Genomic DNA, 18,547 nt, shown 5'->3' with positions numbered 1-18,547 from the left:
TGGGTCGAGTTTAGTTACCCAACGCGCTGCTTATTGTGCCAAGTGTCGCCTTGTCCTCGGCAATGACTGCGGCGCTTTCGTCTGCGTTCAGCCAATAAACAAGCGCTCCGGTTTCGGCTGCAAGCTGCTGTGCCCGCTCGCTTTTTGCAGTCTTTTCAGCCACCGCCGCAATTTTCTCACGCACATCAGCAGGTGTGTCCTTGGTCACGAACAAACCATTCCACAGTGAGATATCCAGCGTCGGTTCGACCTCACCAATTGCAGGCGTATCCGGGATTTTGCTAATCCGTTCACCAGTAATCGACACCAAAACTTTGACATCGTCCAAACACGGCAAGATCAACTGCAAAGTTGTATTGATGACATCTGCATCACCAGAGGCCAGCGTATTGCAGTCCAAGGCATCAAAGGGCGCGTCTCCTGCCCATTCGAAGTCTTTTATCGACGACAAGGCCTTTGTCACCTGAGTTGGCGTTAGAACGTCGCCAAAATGGCCCAAAAACACGTCGTTTTCTTTTGCGTATTCCGCTAGCTCATCCATCGTCGAATACGGGGCGTTGCCGGACGTCGCGATTACGAATGGATAAGTAAGAAAAATACCAATAGGATCGAATTTTTCGGGTGTGAGTTCAGGAATATCGATTTCATGCCCGATAAGCGACACTGCAGGTACAAACGAGCCTATCGTATAACCGTCTGCTGGTGCGTTTGCCACTTCTACCGCACCGGGGAACGGGCCACCGCCGCCGCCGGGTTTATTAACCACCGCTGCAGGAACGCCATACTCCGCTTGGAAATCTTCAGCGATCATTCGCGTCAGAACGTCCTCAAGATCGCCTGGAGGCCAAGGAACAATAAAACTTACGGGCTTTTCAGGATACTCTGCCAGGGCCGGACCAGCTAGGCCGACAGCAAGCGCGGCCAGAATGGCCTTGGTTTTCTTGGACATGTCATCTCCCTGTGATGCGCTATTTATTGGTTTATTATTTGAACCTTTAGTATCATTTATTCTGATCTAGATTCATATTCTGTCAACAAAAAAAATCATGATTGACAAATGGGACATAAAAGATCGAAGATTTTTAATACCATCGGTTCAAATATTAAACCATAGAGGCTTGAATTGGACAAATTTGAAATCGATCGAATCCGCGATCATGTCATTGCACCTGCAAAACACATCATTAATGGTGAGCGCGTTGACGCGGCTGATCGTGGAACAATGGATGTCATATCGCCCGTCGATGGCCGCAAATTGACAACAATTCCGAAAGGAACTGAACAAGATGCTAAATCTGCCATCATGTCTGCCAGAGCTGCATTCGATGACGGTCGGTGGTCGGGGCTAAGCCCAGCGGCGCGAAAACAGGTCATGCTTAATTGGGCCGAATTAATTGAAGCCCAAGCTCAGGAACTGGCCGTTCTAGGTGTAAGAGACAACGGCACCGAGATTGGGATGGCCCATAAAGCAGAGCCGCTGAGTGCCGTGGGAACTTTGCGCTACTTCGCCGAGGCAATCGACAAGATTTACGGTGAGATCGCTCCAACTGCACCCGGCGCACTTGGGCTTATTCATAAACAACCTGTCGGTGTCGTCGGAGCGATCGTTCCATGGAACTTTCCATTAATGATCGGCAGTTGGAAGTTGGGACCCGCCCTAGCGGCTGGATGCACCGTGGTAATGAAACCAGCAGAGACGGCATCATTAACTCTTGTGCGGCTGGGAGAGCTGGCACTGGAAGCTGGTATTCCACCCGGCGTCCTGAATGTAGTGACCGGAGAAGGAGCAGTTGTAGGCGCAGCTATAGCCGAGTCTGAAGATGTTGACGTTCTTGTTTTTACTGGTTCAGGCAACACCGGACGAAAACTAATGGAGGCTTCGGCCCGTTCTAATCTAAAGCGCGTCTATTTGGAGCTGGGCGGAAAATCTCCCAACATAGTTTTCGCCGACGTGCCGGATTTGGATGAGGCAGCAAAAGTTTCGGCTGCTGGCATCTTTCGAAATTCCGGGCAGGTTTGCGTCGCCGGGTCCCGCCTCTTGGTTCAAAAAGACATTCATAATGCCTTTGTCGAGAAACTGGTTGCGCAGGCAGAGGCAATGCGGGTCGGCGATCCACTTGATCCAAAAACCAACGCAGGCGCAATTAACTCTGAGCGACAGCTGGCACAGAATCTGGCCTTTGTCGAAGAGGCACGTCGCGCGGGTCGAAATATAGCGACCGGCGGTATGCGCGTCCTGCAGGAAACCGGAGGAACTTACATGGCTCCCACGATCGTCACCGGTGTCGACGCAAGCGACCGGATTGTGAGAGAAGAAGTTTTTGGCCCTGTCCTGACTGTTCAGTCTTTTGAAACTGAAGATGAGGCCGTCTCTCTTGCAAACGACTCCGATTTCGGCCTCGCGGCCGGTGTATGGACTTCGGATTTGTCCCGTGCTCATCGAATGATCGCGCGTATTCGGGCAGGTGTTGTTCATGTTAATACTTACGGCGGTGCGGATGTCACAGTACCGTTGGGTGGCGTTAAACAATCCGGTAACGGGCATGACAAATCGCTTCATGCCTTCGACAAATATCTCGACTTAAAAACCGCTTGGATCAAGCTTTGAGGAAACTGTTGATATGAACGACAAGACCATTCTGCTCGTCGGGACCTATGACACCAAAGATGACGAGCTTAACTACTTGGCCGAGACGATCCGGGCGCAGGGCGGTAAGGTTCTGACCATGGACGTCAGTGTATTGGGCGACCCGTCGAAGCCCACTGACATTTCCAAGCATGAAGTAGCCGAGGCAGGTGGTCACAGCATTCAGGAGGCCATAAACAGCGGCGACGAAAACACGGCTATGCAAATAATGGCAAAGGGTGGATCCATTCTTGCCGCACGTCTGCAAATGGATGGGAAAATTGACGGTGCGTTGGTTCTTGGCGGCACAATGGGCACTGATCTTGCATTGGACATCTGTTCGGCCCTTCCTGTAGGGGTGCCAAAGTACATCGTTTCTACCGTTTCCTTTTCCCCTTTGATCCCGCCCGAGCGGTTGCCAGCTGACGTGCAGATGATCCTTTGGGCCGGTGGGCTTTATGGCTTGAATTCCGTCTGCAAATCATCGCTTAGCCAAGCTGCTGGTGCAGTTTTAGGGGCTGCGCGCGCTGTCGAACGATCAGACAGTGACAAGCCACTGATCGGCATGACTTCTTTCGGAAAAACCGTTCTAAAATACATGGTTATCCTCAAACCTGCCCTGGAACAACGTGGATTTGAGGTTGCTGTTTTTCATGCGACGGGAATGGGAGGACGCGCATTTGAAAGTCTCGCGTCCGAAGGTCGTTTCGCTGCCGTGATGGACTTCGCGCCGCAGGAGGTCGGCAATCACCTAATGGGGTCATCTATCTCAGCCGGGGCGGATAGAATGACGGCCGCAGGATTATCTGGCACGCCTCAGATGGTATCGATCGGGTGCTATGATTTGGTAGATTTTGTAGGTTGGCAGGATACCCCAGCGAAACTTATCGGGCAGGAAACCCATGCCCACAACAGACTTTTGACGTCTGTAATGATGACCGCCGATCAACGCCGAGAAATGGCGCGGGAAATCTGTTCAAAGCTTAGCAAGGCGAAGGGTCCGACAACCTTGCTTCTGCCGATTCAAGGCGGCAACGAATGGGATCGGCCCGGTGGACCGCTCAGTGACCCTGAGGGATTGGCGGCCTTTGTTGAAGAAATCCGCAATCACTGCCCCGCAAATGTGACGTTGATCGAACTAGACGCACACATAAACGATACGGCTTTTTCAGATGCCGCGCTTGAAACCTTCGACAACTGGGTAGAGGCAGGCTTCATTGACAGCGGAAGTTGAGCAAACCTGAGTTGTATTAATCAATGTCGGCGATACTGCGATAAACGCGACGCATGACCGTCGGGGTCAGATACATCGGAATCTGATAGGCACCAATGAAAACCAAAATGGGTGCCGTGACCTCAGGCGGGAGAGCGACAAAGAAAATGGCTATGTTTCGATTTCCTGCAATCAAAGAAACAGCCGTCGCTTTATCAGCACTTAACCTACCGCAAGTGAAATAAAAAACGACCAATTGTGCCCCGAAATTCAACAGGCAGGCGAAACCAATCCAAAAAATAGCGATTTTCGGGTCGATCAGCGCGGTGGAACTAACTGACGGCATCAAACCGACGACAAATACGGCAAGCGTGATTGTTGCAAGACCTTCAAGGTTTTCCAGTACTGGACGCGTCGGGTCGCGCAGAAATCGCCGACGTATAACCATCGCCGCAAGGGTCGCTAAGGAAATAGTCAGGAACAGTCGAAAAGTCGCCTTTAGCACAGAACTGATATCCCCTAATTCAGGAATCATCCAGAAGATCGGAAATGCCGTAAGCGGCAAAATCGCGGTCCCCACAACCATCAAACGCAAAGCATGTTCCGCAGTGTACCCCAGCATTAGGCACATGTTGGGGCTACCTGAAATTGATGGGGCTGCTGCCATGATTAGCAAAGACAAAAATACCGGAGAGCCGGTCCATCCAACGCCGATCCCGATAGCTGCGACGAACAAAGGAAGAGCAACCTGAAATCCCATGACCGTCTTTGATACTTGGCTCAAATCGGCCAGCGATCCCAATATCGCTGTGGGCTCCATCCTAAGGACCGTTAGAAACAGCAAAAGCCCAACCAGTGGCGGCAACAGGGGCCGCATGGGTTCGGCCAGTCCGGGCAGCAACAGCCCAGCCACCAAACCCGTCACCAACACCAGCGGGCCATGACGAGCCGATAGGCGCAGCGGGTTCACCTAATTCTACCCGCCGGGACTTTGCCGCAAGTTTTCAGGCAACCAAGTGGCCAATTCTGGGAACCAAATCAGGACAAACACCATCAAAACCATAATGAGGAACATCGGGATCGCAGCGCGAGCGATATAGCTCATTTCATGGTTGGTCATTCCTTGCATTACAAACAGGTTGAACCCGATTGGCGGAGTAATCTGCGCCATCTCGACCACTACAACAATGAAGATGCCAAACCAGATCAGGTCAATCCCAGCATCGCGTATCATCGGTTCGACCACAGCCATGGTCAAAACAACCGAAGATATTCCGTCCAGAAAACAGCCCAGGATGATATAAAATACAAGCAGCACCATCAGTAATTCGAAGCGGGTTAGCTCCCAACCGGCAATCAAATCTGCCAATCCACGCGGAAGACCAGTAAAGCCCATGGATAAGGAAAGGAACGCTGCCCCCGCCAAAATCAGCGCGATCATCGCGCTTGTACGTGTCGCGCCCATCAAGCTTTCAGTAAATGTCTTCCAATTCAGCGATCCCTGCCCCGCGGCCAACAACAGCCCGCCAATAACGCCAAAGGCTGCCGCCTCGGTCGCGGTGGCATAGCCGAGATACATTGACCCAATCACAACAGTGATCAACAGGATTACCGGCAGCAAAAACCGAGAATTCCTGACTTTCTCGGAAAAGCTAAGCTTGCCTTCGCTGTTCGGGTTCCAATCCTTGCCCAGCTTCGAATACACCGCGACGTAACCCATAAACATTGCCGCTAACACGAGCCCCGGAAGAATGCCCGCAAAGAACAGCTTTGTTATAGATTCATTGATGGTGACGCCGTAAACGATCAACGTCAAAGATGGCGGGATCATCAAGCCAAGCGTCGCGGCACCCGTAAGTGTCCCAATGATCATACGTTCCGGATAGTTGCGTTTTCTCAGCTCTGGAATAGACATCTTACCGACAGTAGTCAGAGTGGCCGCCGAGGAACCGGACACAGCGGCGAAAACCGTGCAACCGACAATATTGGTGTGAACCAACCCACCGGGCAACGGGGCCATCCAGGGGGACAACCCTTTGAACATGTCCTCAGACAATCGCGTTCGATATAAGATTTCGCCCATCCAGATGAACATTGGCAGAGCGGTGAGGGTCCAGGAAGATGACGCAGACCAGATCGTGGTTATCATTACGTCGCCGACCGGACGGGTGGTAAATAGCTCCATCCCGACCCATGCGACACCCATTAAAGCCAAACCGACCCAAACGCCGGTGCCAAGCAGCGTAAACAGAACAAAGAGAAAGAGTATGATAACAGAAAGGTTTTCCATGCTCTTACTCTCCGTGACTTTGATCGGCGAGATCGCGCGTGATGCGGTGATCACCGCGGAACAACACGTGGAGCAGATGATCCGTCAAGGCGATGGCCAGAATGACGGCACCAATCAACATGGTCGACTGAGGTATCCAAAGCGCGGTTTTGTCCTGTCCCTGGCTAATGTCGTTGAACTTCCAGCTCCAATAAACAAAGCGATAAGCGTACCAGCAGAAATACCACATTACCGCCGCACCGATTGCGAAGCACCAGATCTCGAGAATGCGCCGAACGCCTTGTGGAACTGCATTTAAAAGTATCGATACTCGAATGTGGCTGCCCCGGTTCAGCGCGTTTGCAAAGGCAAGAAATGATGCCGCTGCCATGGCATATCCAGCGTAATCGGGTGCACCCGGAAAGACCTCACCTGTCCAGCGGGCAAGCATTTGCACTACGATCAGCAAAAGTATGGCAATCAGGCTTAGCGCCGCCAAAACGCCCGCTGCGAGATACGTGAAATCCAATACTGTTCGAAGCCCTTTCAATAGCGCCATACCGTCCCCGCTTTCGATTTTGTTGGATGGTTCCGGAGCGGCAGACAGTGCCGCCGCTCCAATGCGCTGTTACTGCGATGACTGGAACGCATCGACGATAGCTTTGCCTTCGTCACCAGCGGCTTCCAACCATTCGTTTGTCATGGTCACGCCGATTTCTTTCAATTCTCCAACCATTTGGTCGGATGCCGGACCAACGGTCATACCGCCATCGCGTAGACCTTGCAAAGTGAACCCAGTGTATTCCTTTGCGCGCCAGTTGCCTGCATATTCGGCTAATTCAGCGCATGCTGTGATAACGTTTTTATTGGCGTCCGAAACACCCGACCAAACATCTGAATTTACCATCACATAGTTGCGCGGCAACCAGGCGTCGACTTCATAGAAATAATTCAGGCTTTCCCAAACTTTGCGGTCATATCCAGTTGAACCAGAAGATACCATCGCGTCGGCTACACCTGTTGCAAAAGCCTGGCTGATTTCAGCAGCTTCGATGGTCACGGGCAACATACCAGTCAACTCGGCCAAACGGGATGTGGCGTTGTTGTAAGACCGGAACTTGATGCCTTCCATGTCGGCAACCGAATTGACTTCGTTTTTGAAATACAAACCCTGCGGCGGCCACGGCACTGCATACAGCAGCGTCAGGTTTTGTTCTGCCAGCAGACTTTCAATTGAAGGCTTGGCTGCTTCCCAAAGCTTTGCGCTGTCATCGAACGAAGTCGCAAGGAACGGGATAGAGTCAAACCCGAACAGCGCGTTTTCATTCTGATGACCAGACAACAGACGCTCGCCAATTGGGGCCTGACCCGTCTGGATCGCGCGCTTGATATCCGCACCTTTGAACAGCGAACCAGAAGGATGCGTAACAATCTCAATCTCGCCACCGGTTCCCGTCGTCACGCACTTGGCAAATTCGGCACCCGTGGCCGAGTGGAAATTCGACGCCGAATAAGCCATCGGCATGTCCCATTTTTCAGCCATTGCCGGTGCGGCAGCGGTGGCGGTCAATGCGGTTGCAGCTAAAAGGCTGGTGAGTTTTTTCATCGTTTTCTCCCTACTGAATATTGACTTGCCGTTGTTTTTTCCGGCTTTTTTACGTTACGAAACGCGAAGGCGCATAAGCGCTTAAATCCGTGTTCGGAGTTCTGCCCGAAATCAATTGCGCCAAAAGGCGACCTGTTTTCGGCCCTCCTGTTAGACCGACATGATGGTGTCCAAAGCCCATGAAGGCTCCTTCCACACCTGGCACCTCACCGATTATTGGAATCGAGTCCGCAGGCGCCGGCCTGTGCCCCATCCATTCCACTTCCTCCTTCCATGTCAAACCCGGAAAGACCTGCCGGGCGTTCTTGCGCATCAATTCGAAGGGCGCACGAGATGGCGGAGCGTCCAGTCCCCCGAATTCTACAATCCCTGCCAGCCGAATACGACCGTCCATCGGTGTTGCCACAAATTTTCCAGACACTACCATCACAGGACTGCGCGGCATGGCAGAGGGCTCTATCAATTCAAGATGATAGCCGCGTTCGCTTTCAAGAGGAACAGAAACTCCTAACCGTTTTGCGAGAGGCCCTGACCACACACCGGCGGTCACAATCGCCGTGTCGCATTCGATGATCTGACCGTCTGCTCTGACCCCACTAACCCGACCATTTTCACGGACCATATCCTCGACATTGGCGCGGATAATTCTGCCACCCTTGGCTTCGACATAAGACGCAAGGTCTTTAACGTACCGACCAGGGTCAGTGATGTGGCCATGATCCGCCAACCTAATTGCGAAGCCGATATCCTTGCTGAACACAGGATCATAAGCTCGAAACGCCTGACCCTCTAATTCGTCCCAAGTAAAGCCGTTTTTTCGCCGGACGTTCCATCCGAACGCGTCACCATCGAAATGGGAACGGTCATTGTACAAAAATAGATAGTCCGAAGGTACGATCCACTTTTCTGCACCGGTCCCAGCAGCCAGTGCCTTATGATCATTCAAACTGTCGCCAATAATTGGCGTCAAAGCCGCGGCAATGCGGTCCACGTCCGCGTCATTTGCATGCTTCAGATACCGCGTCAGCCAAGGAATTAGCCGAGGCAAATACGCCCATTTAAGGAACAATGGCTGAGAAGGGCTGAGCAACATTTTGGGCGCCTTGCCTAACAACCCCGGAACAGTCACTGGAACCACCGAACAGGAAGCCAATACACCACCATTCCCGTGCGAGGTGCCCTCACCCGGCCCGGCTTTGTCAATCAGGATCACATCGTGACCATCCCTTTGCAGCCAGACTGCCGTCGATACCCCGACAATGCCGGCCCCGATGATCGCAATGGTTTTAGAAGAGCTCATGCCGCCACCGCCTTGGTCACTGCATAGTGGTTCAGTTTGCCCTCATCTGGCCTACTACCCAACCCGGCCGTCTGCGGAACAACTACCTGGCCGTCTGCAACAGGGAAGGGAGTTTCCAATATGTCTTCTGCCAGAAAGTAGGATGCCTGATAAAACTCACAGCCCAATGTTATTTCTGGAGTAGCAGCAATCATATGCGTTCCTGCCAGATGCGCCAGACCAGCTTCGAACATGTCTCCGCCGTATGCGCTAAGGCCGTGCGCTGCGGCAATGCGGGCGACGGTTTGACCGCGGGACAATCCGCCGGATTTCATAATCTTCACGGACACACCGTCGCAAATCCCTTCTCTTGCTGCACGTTCCATGTCCTCGGGTCCAAAAACGCTCTCATCCGCCAAAAGCGGCACGTCGATGATCTGTTTTAGGTTAGCCATTGCTTTGAAATGATGCGCGCGCACTGGTTGTTCGATGAAATCAGGCTTGAACTGCGCTACATCTTTTACTTGTTTTGGCGCGTCTTCAATAGAAAGACCCTGGTTGTAATCCACTCGAACCGAAAATTCCGGGAAGTTTTGTGCAAGCTGTTCCAATCGCATAATGTCAAACGCGTGATCCTTGAAACCGGTTTTAAGTTTGACAATCCGTACGCCGTCATCTCGCAATCGCGCCAACAGATCGATATCTTGTGAAAAATCCGGGTTGGCGATGGAACAGCTCAGCGGAATGGTATCCCGGCACTTACCGCCCAGCAATGACCAAACAGGTACCTTTGCAATCCTACCAGCTAAGTCCAACAAAGCGCTGTCCAAGGCGGCTTTGGCTTCGGTGCAATGCGCAACCGCATAAGCGGCACTTTCCATGATAGCAGCTCGGTCACTGACTTGCTTGCCAGTCACCAGCGGCCGCAAGTATCTGTTCAATGCAGCGTACGTCGCCTCTGGGGTACCGGTAAACACAGACCACGGAGATGCTTCGCCAAAACCTTCGCTTCCGTCCTCAGAAGTCAGGCGTAAAATGACGACTTCGCATACGCCCTCAACGGACCCAATGCCGTGATCGCGTCGTGATGTGACTGGCAACTCTAGGTGCCACAGGTCATACCCGATAATCTTTTGCTTCAGGTCGCCCATTCGCCCTCCTAGAACAAAAACCAAACTGCCTTGACGCACCCATCATTTCAAATACTATCTTTTCATAACTCCATCAGAAAAAATGATGAGGCGGAAGATGTCCCTGAGATTTCGTCAATTGCAGGCCTTTCATGCAATCATGGAAACAGGAACGGTGACGGGCGCTGCGTCGGTTTTGGGAATTTCGCAACCGGGGATCAGCAATCTTCTTTCTCAATTAGAGCGCGAAGCCCGCATACCGCTTTTTGAACGAAACAAGGGCCGTCTGCTTCCGACGCCAGAGGCTGAATTATTGTATCGTGAGGTCGACACCGTGGTACGCGGGTTGGATCATGTAGCCCAAGCGGTTTCGGATTTGCAGAACAAACATCCTGGCCAATTACAAGTCGCAGCACCTCATATGTTGTCTTTTGGTTTTATACCGCAGGAGATTGCGAAATTTGCCCAATCACGTCCCAATTTGTCGGTCAGTTTTCAATCGCAATATTCGTCGAAGATCCAGGAATGGGTCATCTCAGGTCTGTTTGAGATCGGGGTGGTTGAAATGCCTATATTGCACGACACGCTGAACTATCAGGTCTTTCAGTTCGAAACACTGGCCACCTTTCCGGAAAACAGTCCGCTGGCTGCCTATGATATTCTGACGCCCGAACTGCTTGAAAACGAACCGTTTATCGTGATGGGTCCAGAACATCAGACCCATCGTCGCACACGCGATATTTTTCAGGCTGCTGGACGGGTGTGGCGCACCCAAATCCATACGCATCTGTCCGAGAACCTTCTTAGCTTCGTGAAACAGGGCCTAGGTGTCGCGATGATCGACCCATTCACTGTTAAGTTCGACCGCGAAAGCGGCTACATGACCCGCCCCTTTTCACCCGCTGTAACGCTCGACCTTGCCGTGATAACCGCAAAAGGTCGACCACTATCATCAATTGCGCAAGAGTTCCTGGCGCAGATGACACAGTCGATTGCGACTTATGCAACCCATTCAGACACCGGTGCAGCCGCTTCGTGCAGTGGCTGAGAGTGGATATCAACCAGCGTAGGACCATCGTGTTCCATCGCTTGTTTCAAAACTTTTCGCAGGTCTTGCGGGTCTTTCACCGTCCATGACCGTACACCAAATGCAGCCGCGACAGCGGCATGATCCGTCCTGGTAAAATCCACGTTGTAATAGCGCTGTCCAAAGCCGGCATTTTGGCCAGCCTTGATCCAACCAAAGACTGAGTTTGAGAATACGATGGAGGTTATCGGCATCTTATGCCTGACCATGGTTTCAAACTCACCGCAAGTGAACCCAAATGACCCGTCTCCCATTACGGCAAGCGTTTTGACCGACGGGCGGCCAACATGTGCACCCATTGCAGCCCCAAGCGAATAACCCAGTGCGCCATGGGCCCGATTGGTGATAAAATGACGCCCGGCGGTTTTCCAACGATAGTGCGCACTGAAATAAGGACACGGCGTACCGGGATCGGCGACAATAATTGCATCGTCGTCTAGGATATCTATAAGCGCGGCCATCACAGCTTCGGGTCGGATTGGTGTTTGAGTGCTTGCGGCTAGGGGAGCAAATGCTGCTAATTTGGCATCCCAAGCCGATTTAGCCCGCGCCTTTCCGTTTTGACTTGGAAGATCTTTGCGTGCCTGCAAAGCGTCCGCTAGCGCATTCAATGCTAATCGGGCGTCCGCGCAAATTGCGACTTCTGTTTGGTAATTCGCGCCGATAACCATGGGGTCGCTATCGATGTGGATGATTTTGGCATCCCGCCTTGGGCTCTGCCAACGTTCAGTTGTGACGGAACCTGCCCGGCACCCGATAAACAGAACGACATCAGCTTGATCCACGACTTCCCGAGTTGCAGGAACACCTCCGTTCGATCCGACGACGCCCAATGATAACGGATCAGTTTCAGCGACGGCCCCCTGCCCCGAAACTGTTGTCGCGATTGGCATCTCCAAAAGATCGGCCACTCGGCGCAATTCATCAACCGCCCCAGAAAGCACAGGACCGCCACCGCATACTACGACGGCCGATCTAGCCTGCGCTAAGACGTCGACAGCTGCTTCGACGGCATCTGGATCGGCGGCAGCACGTTCGGCCGGAAAGCTGCGATGCCGCGCGTCGGCCCAAATTTCAGCCTCATCGACTGGAGCTTTCTGGGTATCAAATGGCAAGGCCAAATGCGCCGCGCCCGGGGTTCCTGTCGTCATCGCACGAAACGCGGCCCGAACCATTGCGGGCAACCTTGCCGCGTCATCAAGCGACGCATTCCATTTCGCAAGCGGCTTAAACAAGGTCTGTTGATCCAACTCGGTCAAAGGGTATTTTCCGCGGCTGGTCGTCGCCACATCAGATGTAATGGCCAATATCGGCACGGAACTTTCGTTAGCCTCTACCACGCCCGGCAAAATGTATGTGGCACCTCCGCCTGATGGCCCTTCGCAAACTCCGGGCTTGCCGGTCACGCGGGCGTAACCGTCTGCCATGTACGCAGCGTGACGTTCATCCCGTGTTAGGATGTGTTGAATTCCGTGGTCCATACGCGCCAAGGCATCGTAGAATGGCAAGGTAGTATCTCCGCAGAGGCCAAACATGTGCTTAACGCCATGCGCCTGAAGCATACGAACCATGGCTTCTGCTCCGGTCAGGTGATTTGTACCCGTCATTGGTTGCTCCTCCTCGCCAGATAATTGCACACAGAACTGTATACAGTTTTGTATATTGAATTCAAGACCGACCTGTGGCACCCCTGAGTCACTGATAACGAGGCGTTTGATATGACTGGACCGCGTGTTGACGATATCTATGAACAGGTAAAAGCGATGGCCGTTTCGTTTCGCTTGCACCCCGGAGATCGTCTTAACGAAGTTGCGTTGTCAAAAGAACTGGGCGTAAGCCGCACGCCGTTACGCGAGGCATTGAATCGGTTGGTGGCCGAACGTCTGTTTGATTTTCGCCCCGGGCAAGGATTTTTCTGCCGTCTGCTGGACGCACAAGGCGTTTTTGACTTATTCGAACTGCGGCAGATAATCGAAGTTGCTGCCGCGCGGTCGGCCTGCGAAAGAGCAACGGATCAAGAATTACGGGCGCTTAATGACGAACTTCACTCAACTGGTTTGGATGTGACGGGTTTGACCGTGGAAGAGGCCGTAAGGCGAGACGAGGCATTCCATCTTGGCATCGCACGTTTGTCGGGCAACATGGAACTTCTCCAAACCCTGGAAAGGATCAACGAGAGAATCCGTTATATCCGTTGGGTTTCCATGAACTTAGACCGAGTGCATCGGTCAAAAGGCGAACATAAACGAATAATGCAGGCCCTGCTGGAGCGCGACGTGGATAAAGCAGCTTTGAATTTAGGCGAACACATCACCAAGCGTATGGATCAAATTCAAGAGGCCGTACGCAACGGAATATCCAGTATCTATATGGAAGGATCACAGGAAATTTCGACCCGCGTCATCGAGGAGGCATAGGGGATGATCGCAAATGGCGGCAAATCTTTATACGGGGCATCGGTCGGCATTTTGATGCTGGATGCCCGGTTTCCACGTATACCCGGAGATATGGGGAACGCGCTGACTTGGCCTTTTCCCGTACACTATCGAATAGTCCGCGAAGCCACCCCCGATCTAGTTGTCCGCAAAAGCGCAAAAGGATTGTTAGACGCCTTCGTTGACGCAGCAAAGGAGTTGGTCAAAGACGGCGTAGACGGGATAACCACCAATTGTGGCTTTCTATCCCTATTTCAAGAAGAATTGGCCGCAGCTGTTCCGATACCAGTTGCAACATCCTCTCTGATGCAGGTCGGGATGGTTAACCGGGTTTTGCCAGCAGGCAAACGCGCCGGCATACTAACCATATCAGCGTCCACACTCACCGACGACCACCTGAGAAAGGCTCAGGTTCCAGACGGGACGCCAATTGGCACGACCGAGGGAGGCGAGGAATTTACCCGCGCCATCCTTGGCAATGAGCCGACGCTAGATGTCAACAAGTCCCGACTGGATAATGTCGAGGCTGCAATGAAACTGAAATCAAACAATCCAGACCTTGGGGCAATTGTTTTAGAATGTACAAACATGTGTCCCTACGCGCCAGACATCCAGCAAGCCACTGGATTACCTGTATTTTCAATCGTGACTTTTGTGAGCTGGTTTCAGTCAGGGCTCATGCCGCCAAGGTATCAGACCCCGCATTGAAACATACAGGCCCCTTGAACCGTTGGCCAGCTAGCAGGGTTTTTAACTCACGTTGTTATGCGGTCATGCAAAACGGTACAGCTTTTGCCGACCCCTAAGGTCATTTTAGTCTGCGTTTTTTGTCGTCTGCCTCAGGACCAGACGAACAGGTGTTCGCTTGGTTTCGGAAGGCACAGTGCCTTCTTGCAGCCAGCCTAGTATTGTATCGGCAATCTGTTCTCCGAACTCTTCAACTCCGCAATGCACGGTTGATAACGTAGGCCAGCATTCCGACGCCTCTTTTATGTCATCAAAACCTATTATTTGAAAATCCTGGCCGACTTTGAGATTGGCCTCGTGACAGGCGTTTATCATCCCGAATGCGACCAGATCGTTGAAGCACAATGCAGCATTACAATCCGGATGTTCCCGAAACAGATCAGCAGCAGCGGCATGACCAAAAGCTCGACTGGATTTTCCAGTCTTTACAATCGGTTTCAGTCCCTTTGAATGCATAATCTTTAGGTACCCGGAAACTCTTTCCTCTGTAACTTGCCGCCCCTCTAATCCACCTACAAAAGCAATTTCTCTCGCGCCGGAGTCCAATAGAAATTGAGTTGCCGCGCGACCACCATCTTCGTAATCCGGGGCAAAGAATGGGAACTTGGCAGTACACCCATCCGCCCGGCGCAAAACTTGCATCATCGGAATTCCGGCTCGTTCCACAGCAGCAAGTGTGCTTGAGACGTCCCCGTAAGCAGGGGACAGGATTAGTGCCGAAACGCCGTGTTCTAACATGGCCGCCACAACCTGATCCTGAATTTCCGGGTCTTCGTTTGTGTTAGCCACAACCACAGCATAGCCCCGAGAACCAAGAGCCATCTGCAATGAAGTCGCAAATTCAGTGAAAAAGGGGTTGGTCAGATCGTTAATTACAAGACCGATTAGCGCCGTACCGGAGGATCGAAGATTAGCCGCCGACCGGTTATAGACGTAACCGATTTCTTTCATAGCGGCGTGAACTAATTGTCGTGTTTCAGGTTTTACTTGAGCACTCCCTTGGAGCACCAAGCTGACCGTGGATTTTGAAACGCCAGCCTTGTCAGCAACATCTATGATGGTCGGTCTGCGCATCCAGTTTATTGTTCGATACCGTACAACTTCAACAGTGTCTTCATCCGCGCTGTAGCCTCATCAGGCGACAGGAGTAAACCAGCTTGATCAGCAAGCCTGAAAACCTGCGCGTAGTGACAAACGCCCCGACTTGATTGAAATCCTGCGGGCATCACAAAATGTGACTGTGCTTGGTTTAACCAGGCCAGAAACGCTATCCCCGCTTTGTAGAAGCGTGTAGGCGCTTTGAAAATTTCGCGGCTTAGTGGAACAGTTGGTGCAAGTAGTGCGTGGTACTTTTCCATGTCATTCTCGGCTAAAGCCTCAAGCGCTTGACTGGCTGCGGGAGCGATAGCCGCAAATATTCCTAACAAAGCATGTGAATAATGCTTCCCATCGCCGGCTATCAAGTCGGCATAATTGAAATCATCTCCCGTATAGAGCCGTACCCCTTCAGGCAACCTTGCGCGAAAAGTCTCTTCGTGTGCCTGATCCAACAGCGAGATTTTAATGCCATCTACTTTGGCAGGGTTCTCAGAGATTAGGGACAGAACAAAGTCGCTGGCGGTCTCAATTTCGTTACTGCCCCAATAGCCTTTCAATGCGGGATCGAACATGTCGCCTAACCAATGTAGGATTACCGGCTCGGAAGAACCATCGATCAGCGCTCGATAGACATTGTGATACACATCCGGACCGGCATTTATTGCTGTAAACGCCCGCGACGCCATCAAGATCAATTGCCCCCCGGCCTCCTCGATCGCTTGAGCCTGATGTTCGTAAGCCGCCAGAATATCATCTGCTGACCGCAGCGACTCTGGGTCAGCGTGATCTGTCCCTGCCCCACAAGCCACTCTGGGAGACAACGAATGAACACGTGCCGCCGCCATAGTCCGTTGGAACAGTTCGAGTGCAGTGTCCCAATCGACGCCCATTCCGCGTTGTGCAGTGTCCATCGCTTCGGCCAGCCCCAATCCTTGGTCCCAGAGTCCTTCGCGAAATTGCAGCGTTGCGTCCCAATCGACGGCGGGTCTGCCAACCCACGGTGTGTGATCCAACATTGGGTCCGAGACCACATGCGCTGCGGCAAATGCAGTACGCGTCAGAGGCACTTTAGGTGCGCGCGGCACCAAAGGCGTACCGGCCGGTGCATATGTTTCCAATTCGCCTTGGTAGGTTGGCAGTATTAGCGTCATCGCTTAGACCTCGATATCCAGAACCAGAATACCGTCAATTCCACCGATGGTATTCTGAACAAGTTTGGCGCCCAACGCTTTGTGCGTTTCGTCGGACTGATAACGCTCCAGCGCAGACCAATCGGTGAAATCAATCACAAAGCCGTGCATGTAGCCGCGCTCTATCTGTTCCGGACTATTGCTGCGCCCTCCTGTGAAACCGCCAGCACCGGTCAATGACTCGGACAACTCGGAAAGACCGGAATAAATATTCTCGATCGTTTCTTCGGTCACGTCGGTTTTGAATTTTGTCAGAACAATATGGCGGATCATCACATAAATCCCTGATCTTGTTTAATCATGTCGGAAACTTTTTCCCCGATCATGATCGTTGGAGCGTTGGTGTTCGAAGAATTGACTGTCGGCATTATCGACGCGTCGGCGACCCGCAGCCCGTCGACTCCGTTGAATCGCAAACGTGGATCTAGAACGGCTTCGGCATCGCTACCCATTCGACAAGTACCCGCGCAATGGTGCGAGGTTTTAGAGTGCACACAGATAAAATCGAAATACTCCTGCTCGGTCCTAACCTTCGGCCCTGGCATACGCTCGGCAAGAATGTAAGGTTTCAACGCGTCCTGAGCCAGTATCTTCTGCACCAATTTGAGACCGCGGATCGACATCTCCCGGTCATAAGGGTCAGCCAGATAGTTCGGGTCGATTAGCGGCATAGCTGAGGGGTCAGCGCTCTGCAATCGAACTGTGCCCCGGGACCTTGGGCGCAAAAAACACGCGTTAAGGGTCACCCCGCCATTGGGCATCGCCTCGACCCCGGCTTCGATCCCGGTACCCAAGCCCAAATGCATTTGAATATCCGGCGATCTTGCCTCGGGGTCAGCATACCAGAACCCTCCGGTTTCGAAGAGACTTGAAGCGACCGGCCCCCTTCGGGTTAAAAGGTATTGTAATCCCGCTATTGCCGAAAGATGGAGCTTGGCAAACCTGTCATATGTATGTGGGCCAGTAACCTCGCATATTGAATATAAGTCCAGATGGTCCTGCAGGTTCTCACCAACTTGTGGCTGGTCATAAACCGCTTTGATTCCGATACCTTCCAGTTGTTTCGCGGGCCCTATTCCAGAGAGTTGCAACAGTCGCGGAGATCCAATCGCGCCCGAGGATAAAACAACCTCTTTGGCAGCGGAGATTTTTTCGCCGCTAATCATCTCCACACCAGTTGCGCGCCCCTTCTCTACCAAAATTCGCCGAACTTGAGTGTCTGTGCGCACGGTCAAATTTGGGCGCTTGCGGTTAGGGGCGACAAAGGCCATAGCAGCGGAAGAACGACGCGCGTTGCGTTGGGTCAATTGATAATAGCCGGCGCCATCCTGTCTTGTTCCGTTTACGTCGCGGGTTTCCGGAATACCCAACTGCCCTGCTGCTTGAATGTATGCATCACAAATCGGCAGTGGTGCTGAAGGCATAGAAACACCCAATGGCCCACCCTTGCCGTGGAACTCGTCGTCATAGACGTCATTATCTTCTGATTTTTTGAAGTAGGGTAGCACATCGGCATACCCCCATCCCTCGCACCCCATTTGACGCCATTCGTCATAGTCCTGCGTTGCACCACGCGTGTAAATTTGCGCGTTGATCGACGACCCGCCGCCAATAACCTTAGCTTGCGTGTAGTTGAACACCTTGTTTTGCATATGTTTTTGAGGCACCGTTGACCACCCCCAACTCCCGATGCCTTTGGTCATTTTGGCAAATCCAGCAGGAAGGTGGAAAAGTGGGTTTCTGTCAGAGGTTCCGGCCTCTAGCAGCAGGACTTTAGCGGATGGTTCTTCGGACAAACGTCCAGCAATTACAGAACCAGCCGAGCCTCCGCCGACTACGATAAAATCATATCCTTCAGACATTCTCT

At 52.4% G+C, this 18,547-nt stretch carries 17 protein-coding genes; 5 read left to right on the top strand and 12 right to left on the bottom strand.

Annotated features, from left to right (window positions below; all coding sequences use genetic code 11):
* Positions 1-10 precede the first annotated feature (10 nt).
* The gene (locus AC2FNV_RS01535) at positions 11-949 is read right to left on the bottom strand and encodes a tripartite tricarboxylate transporter substrate-binding protein (RefSeq protein ID WP_170476100.1); all 939 of its coding nucleotides are present in this window, start codon (positions 947-949) and stop codon (positions 11-13) included.
* A 174-nt stretch (positions 950-1,123) separates the two neighbouring features.
* Between AC2FNV_RS01535 and AC2FNV_RS01530 the strand changes: the two genes are divergently transcribed.
* Together AC2FNV_RS01530 and AC2FNV_RS01525 are read left to right on the top strand one after the other, a co-directional pair.
* The gene (locus tag AC2FNV_RS01530) at positions 1,124-2,608 is read left to right on the top strand and encodes an aldehyde dehydrogenase (RefSeq protein WP_170603920.1); all 1,485 of its coding nucleotides are present in this window, start codon (positions 1,124-1,126) and stop codon (positions 2,606-2,608) included.
* Between the two features lie 13 nt (positions 2,609-2,621).
* Positions 2,622-3,860 (top strand): Tm-1-like ATP-binding domain-containing protein, encoded by a 1,239-nt coding sequence (locus AC2FNV_RS01525; RefSeq protein ID WP_170603921.1) that lies wholly within the window; start codon positions 2,622-2,624, stop codon positions 3,858-3,860.
* A 16-nt stretch (positions 3,861-3,876) separates the two neighbouring features.
* Here AC2FNV_RS01525 and AC2FNV_RS01520 read toward each other — a convergent pair whose 3' ends face one another.
* The 6 genes from AC2FNV_RS01520 to AC2FNV_RS01495 all read right to left on the bottom strand — a co-directional run bounded on the left by AC2FNV_RS01520 (position 3,877) and on the right by AC2FNV_RS01495 (position 10,144).
* Complete coding sequence (locus tag AC2FNV_RS01520) at positions 3,877-4,809, bottom strand: hypothetical protein (RefSeq protein ID WP_496772209.1); 933 nt, start codon at positions 4,807-4,809, stop codon at positions 3,877-3,879.
* Positions 4,810-4,815: 6 nt separating this feature from the next.
* A complete protein-coding gene (locus tag AC2FNV_RS01515; protein ID WP_170476107.1) occupies positions 4,816-6,129 on the bottom strand; it encodes a TRAP transporter large permease in 1,314 nt (437 codons plus the stop codon).
* A gap of 4 nt (positions 6,130-6,133) precedes the next feature.
* Complete coding sequence (locus tag AC2FNV_RS01510; protein ID WP_170476109.1) at positions 6,134-6,667, bottom strand: TRAP transporter small permease; 534 nt, start codon at positions 6,665-6,667, stop codon at positions 6,134-6,136.
* A gap of 69 nt (positions 6,668-6,736) precedes the next feature.
* A complete protein-coding gene (locus AC2FNV_RS01505) occupies positions 6,737-7,714 on the bottom strand; it encodes a TRAP transporter substrate-binding protein (protein WP_170603923.1) in 978 nt (325 codons plus the stop codon).
* Positions 7,715-7,763: 49 nt separating this feature from the next.
* Complete coding sequence (locus AC2FNV_RS01500; protein WP_170476113.1) at positions 7,764-9,014, bottom strand: NAD(P)/FAD-dependent oxidoreductase; 1,251 nt, start codon at positions 9,012-9,014, stop codon at positions 7,764-7,766.
* Entirely contained in the window at positions 9,011-10,144 is a 1,134-nt protein-coding gene (locus AC2FNV_RS01495; RefSeq protein WP_170603924.1) for an enolase C-terminal domain-like protein, read from the bottom strand. Before AC2FNV_RS01495 ends, AC2FNV_RS01500 begins: the two co-directional genes overlap by 4 nt.
* Before the next feature lie 97 nt (positions 10,145-10,241).
* Between AC2FNV_RS01495 and AC2FNV_RS01490 the strand changes: the two genes are divergently transcribed.
* Positions 10,242-11,171: a LysR family transcriptional regulator gene (locus tag AC2FNV_RS01490; protein WP_170603925.1), complete on the top strand. Its 930-nt coding sequence runs from the start codon at positions 10,242-10,244 to the stop codon at positions 11,169-11,171.
* Here the strand turns inward: AC2FNV_RS01490 and AC2FNV_RS01485 are convergent.
* Complete coding sequence (locus tag AC2FNV_RS01485; RefSeq protein WP_170603926.1) at positions 11,123-12,817, bottom strand: thiamine pyrophosphate-binding protein; 1,695 nt, start codon at positions 12,815-12,817, stop codon at positions 11,123-11,125. The two genes, AC2FNV_RS01490 and AC2FNV_RS01485, sit on opposite strands and share 49 nt — an antisense overlap.
* Before the next feature lie 111 nt (positions 12,818-12,928).
* On the opposite strand from AC2FNV_RS01485, the gene AC2FNV_RS01480 reads away from it, so the two are divergent.
* The gene (locus tag AC2FNV_RS01480) at positions 12,929-13,627 is read left to right on the top strand and encodes a GntR family transcriptional regulator (protein WP_170603927.1); all 699 of its coding nucleotides are present in this window, start codon (positions 12,929-12,931) and stop codon (positions 13,625-13,627) included.
* Positions 13,628-13,630: 3 nt separating this feature from the next.
* Positions 13,631-14,353: an aspartate/glutamate racemase family protein gene (locus AC2FNV_RS01475; protein ID WP_170603928.1), complete on the top strand. Its 723-nt coding sequence runs from the start codon at positions 13,631-13,633 to the stop codon at positions 14,351-14,353.
* A gap of 105 nt (positions 14,354-14,458) precedes the next feature.
* Here AC2FNV_RS01475 and AC2FNV_RS01470 read toward each other — a convergent pair whose 3' ends face one another.
* Genes AC2FNV_RS01470 through AC2FNV_RS01455 form a run of 4 tightly spaced genes read right to left on the bottom strand, consistent with a single transcriptional unit; the run spans position 14,459 to position 18,542 of the window.
* On the bottom strand, positions 14,459-15,466 hold the full coding sequence (locus AC2FNV_RS01470) for a LacI family DNA-binding transcriptional regulator (RefSeq protein WP_170603929.1): 1,008 nt from the start codon (positions 15,464-15,466) through the stop codon (positions 14,459-14,461).
* 5 nt (positions 15,467-15,471) lie between these two features.
* Positions 15,472-16,641 (bottom strand): dihydrodipicolinate synthase family protein, encoded by a 1,170-nt coding sequence (locus tag AC2FNV_RS01465; RefSeq protein ID WP_496772204.1) that lies wholly within the window; start codon positions 16,639-16,641, stop codon positions 15,472-15,474.
* 3 nt (positions 16,642-16,644) lie between these two features.
* Positions 16,645-16,953, bottom strand: coding sequence for a Dabb family protein (locus AC2FNV_RS01460; protein WP_170603931.1), 309 nt, complete (start codon positions 16,951-16,953; stop codon positions 16,645-16,647).
* Positions 16,953-18,542 carry a GMC family oxidoreductase gene (locus tag AC2FNV_RS01455; protein ID WP_170603932.1) on the bottom strand — a complete coding sequence of 530 codons (1,590 nt, stop codon included), beginning with the start codon at positions 18,540-18,542 and terminating at the stop codon, positions 16,953-16,955. Before AC2FNV_RS01455 ends, AC2FNV_RS01460 begins: the two co-directional genes overlap by 1 nt.
* Positions 18,543-18,547: the final 5 nt, after the last annotated feature.

It is taken from the genome of Ruegeria sp. BHSA163 (assembly GCF_059613365.1).
This window is presented reverse-complemented; position numbering and strand designations above follow the sequence as displayed.

Bases quoted from the DNA above. Each gene is read 5' to 3' on its own strand.
- AC2FNV_RS01510 (WP_170476109.1), bottom strand. From the start codon at position 6,667: ATGGCGCTATTGAAAGGGCTTCGAACAGTATTGGATTTCACGTATCTC.
- AC2FNV_RS01475 (WP_170603928.1), top strand. From the start codon at position 13,631: ATGATCGCAAATGGCGGCAAATCTTTATACGGGGCATCGGTCGGCATT.
- AC2FNV_RS01465 (WP_496772204.1), bottom strand. From the start codon at position 16,641: ATGACGCTAATACTGCCAACCTACCAAGGCGAATTGGAAACATATGCA.
- AC2FNV_RS01470 (WP_170603929.1), bottom strand. From the start codon at position 15,466: ATGCGCAGACCGACCATCATAGATGTTGCTGACAAGGCTGGCGTTTCA.
- AC2FNV_RS01455 (WP_170603932.1), bottom strand. From the start codon at position 18,542: ATGTCTGAAGGATATGATTTTATCGTAGTCGGCGGAGGCTCGGCTGGT.
- AC2FNV_RS01495 (WP_170603924.1), bottom strand. From the start codon at position 10,144: ATGGGCGACCTGAAGCAAAAGATTATCGGGTATGACCTGTGGCACCTA.
- AC2FNV_RS01505 (WP_170603923.1), bottom strand. From the start codon at position 7,714: ATGAAAAAACTCACCAGCCTTTTAGCTGCAACCGCATTGACCGCCACC.
- AC2FNV_RS01480 (WP_170603927.1), top strand. From the start codon at position 12,929: ATGACTGGACCGCGTGTTGACGATATCTATGAACAGGTAAAAGCGATG.
- AC2FNV_RS01490 (WP_170603925.1), top strand. From the start codon at position 10,242: ATGTCCCTGAGATTTCGTCAATTGCAGGCCTTTCATGCAATCATGGAA.
- AC2FNV_RS01525 (WP_170603921.1), top strand. From the start codon at position 2,622: ATGAACGACAAGACCATTCTGCTCGTCGGGACCTATGACACCAAAGAT.
- AC2FNV_RS01535 (WP_170476100.1), bottom strand. From the start codon at position 949: ATGTCCAAGAAAACCAAGGCCATTCTGGCCGCGCTTGCTGTCGGCCTA.
- AC2FNV_RS01460 (WP_170603931.1), bottom strand. From the start codon at position 16,953: ATGATCCGCCATATTGTTCTGACAAAATTCAAAACCGACGTGACCGAA.
- AC2FNV_RS01500 (WP_170476113.1), bottom strand. From the start codon at position 9,014: ATGAGCTCTTCTAAAACCATTGCGATCATCGGGGCCGGCATTGTCGGG.
- AC2FNV_RS01485 (WP_170603926.1), bottom strand. From the start codon at position 12,817: ATGACGGGTACAAATCACCTGACCGGAGCAGAAGCCATGGTTCGTATG.
- AC2FNV_RS01515 (WP_170476107.1), bottom strand. From the start codon at position 6,129: ATGGAAAACCTTTCTGTTATCATACTCTTTCTCTTTGTTCTGTTTACG.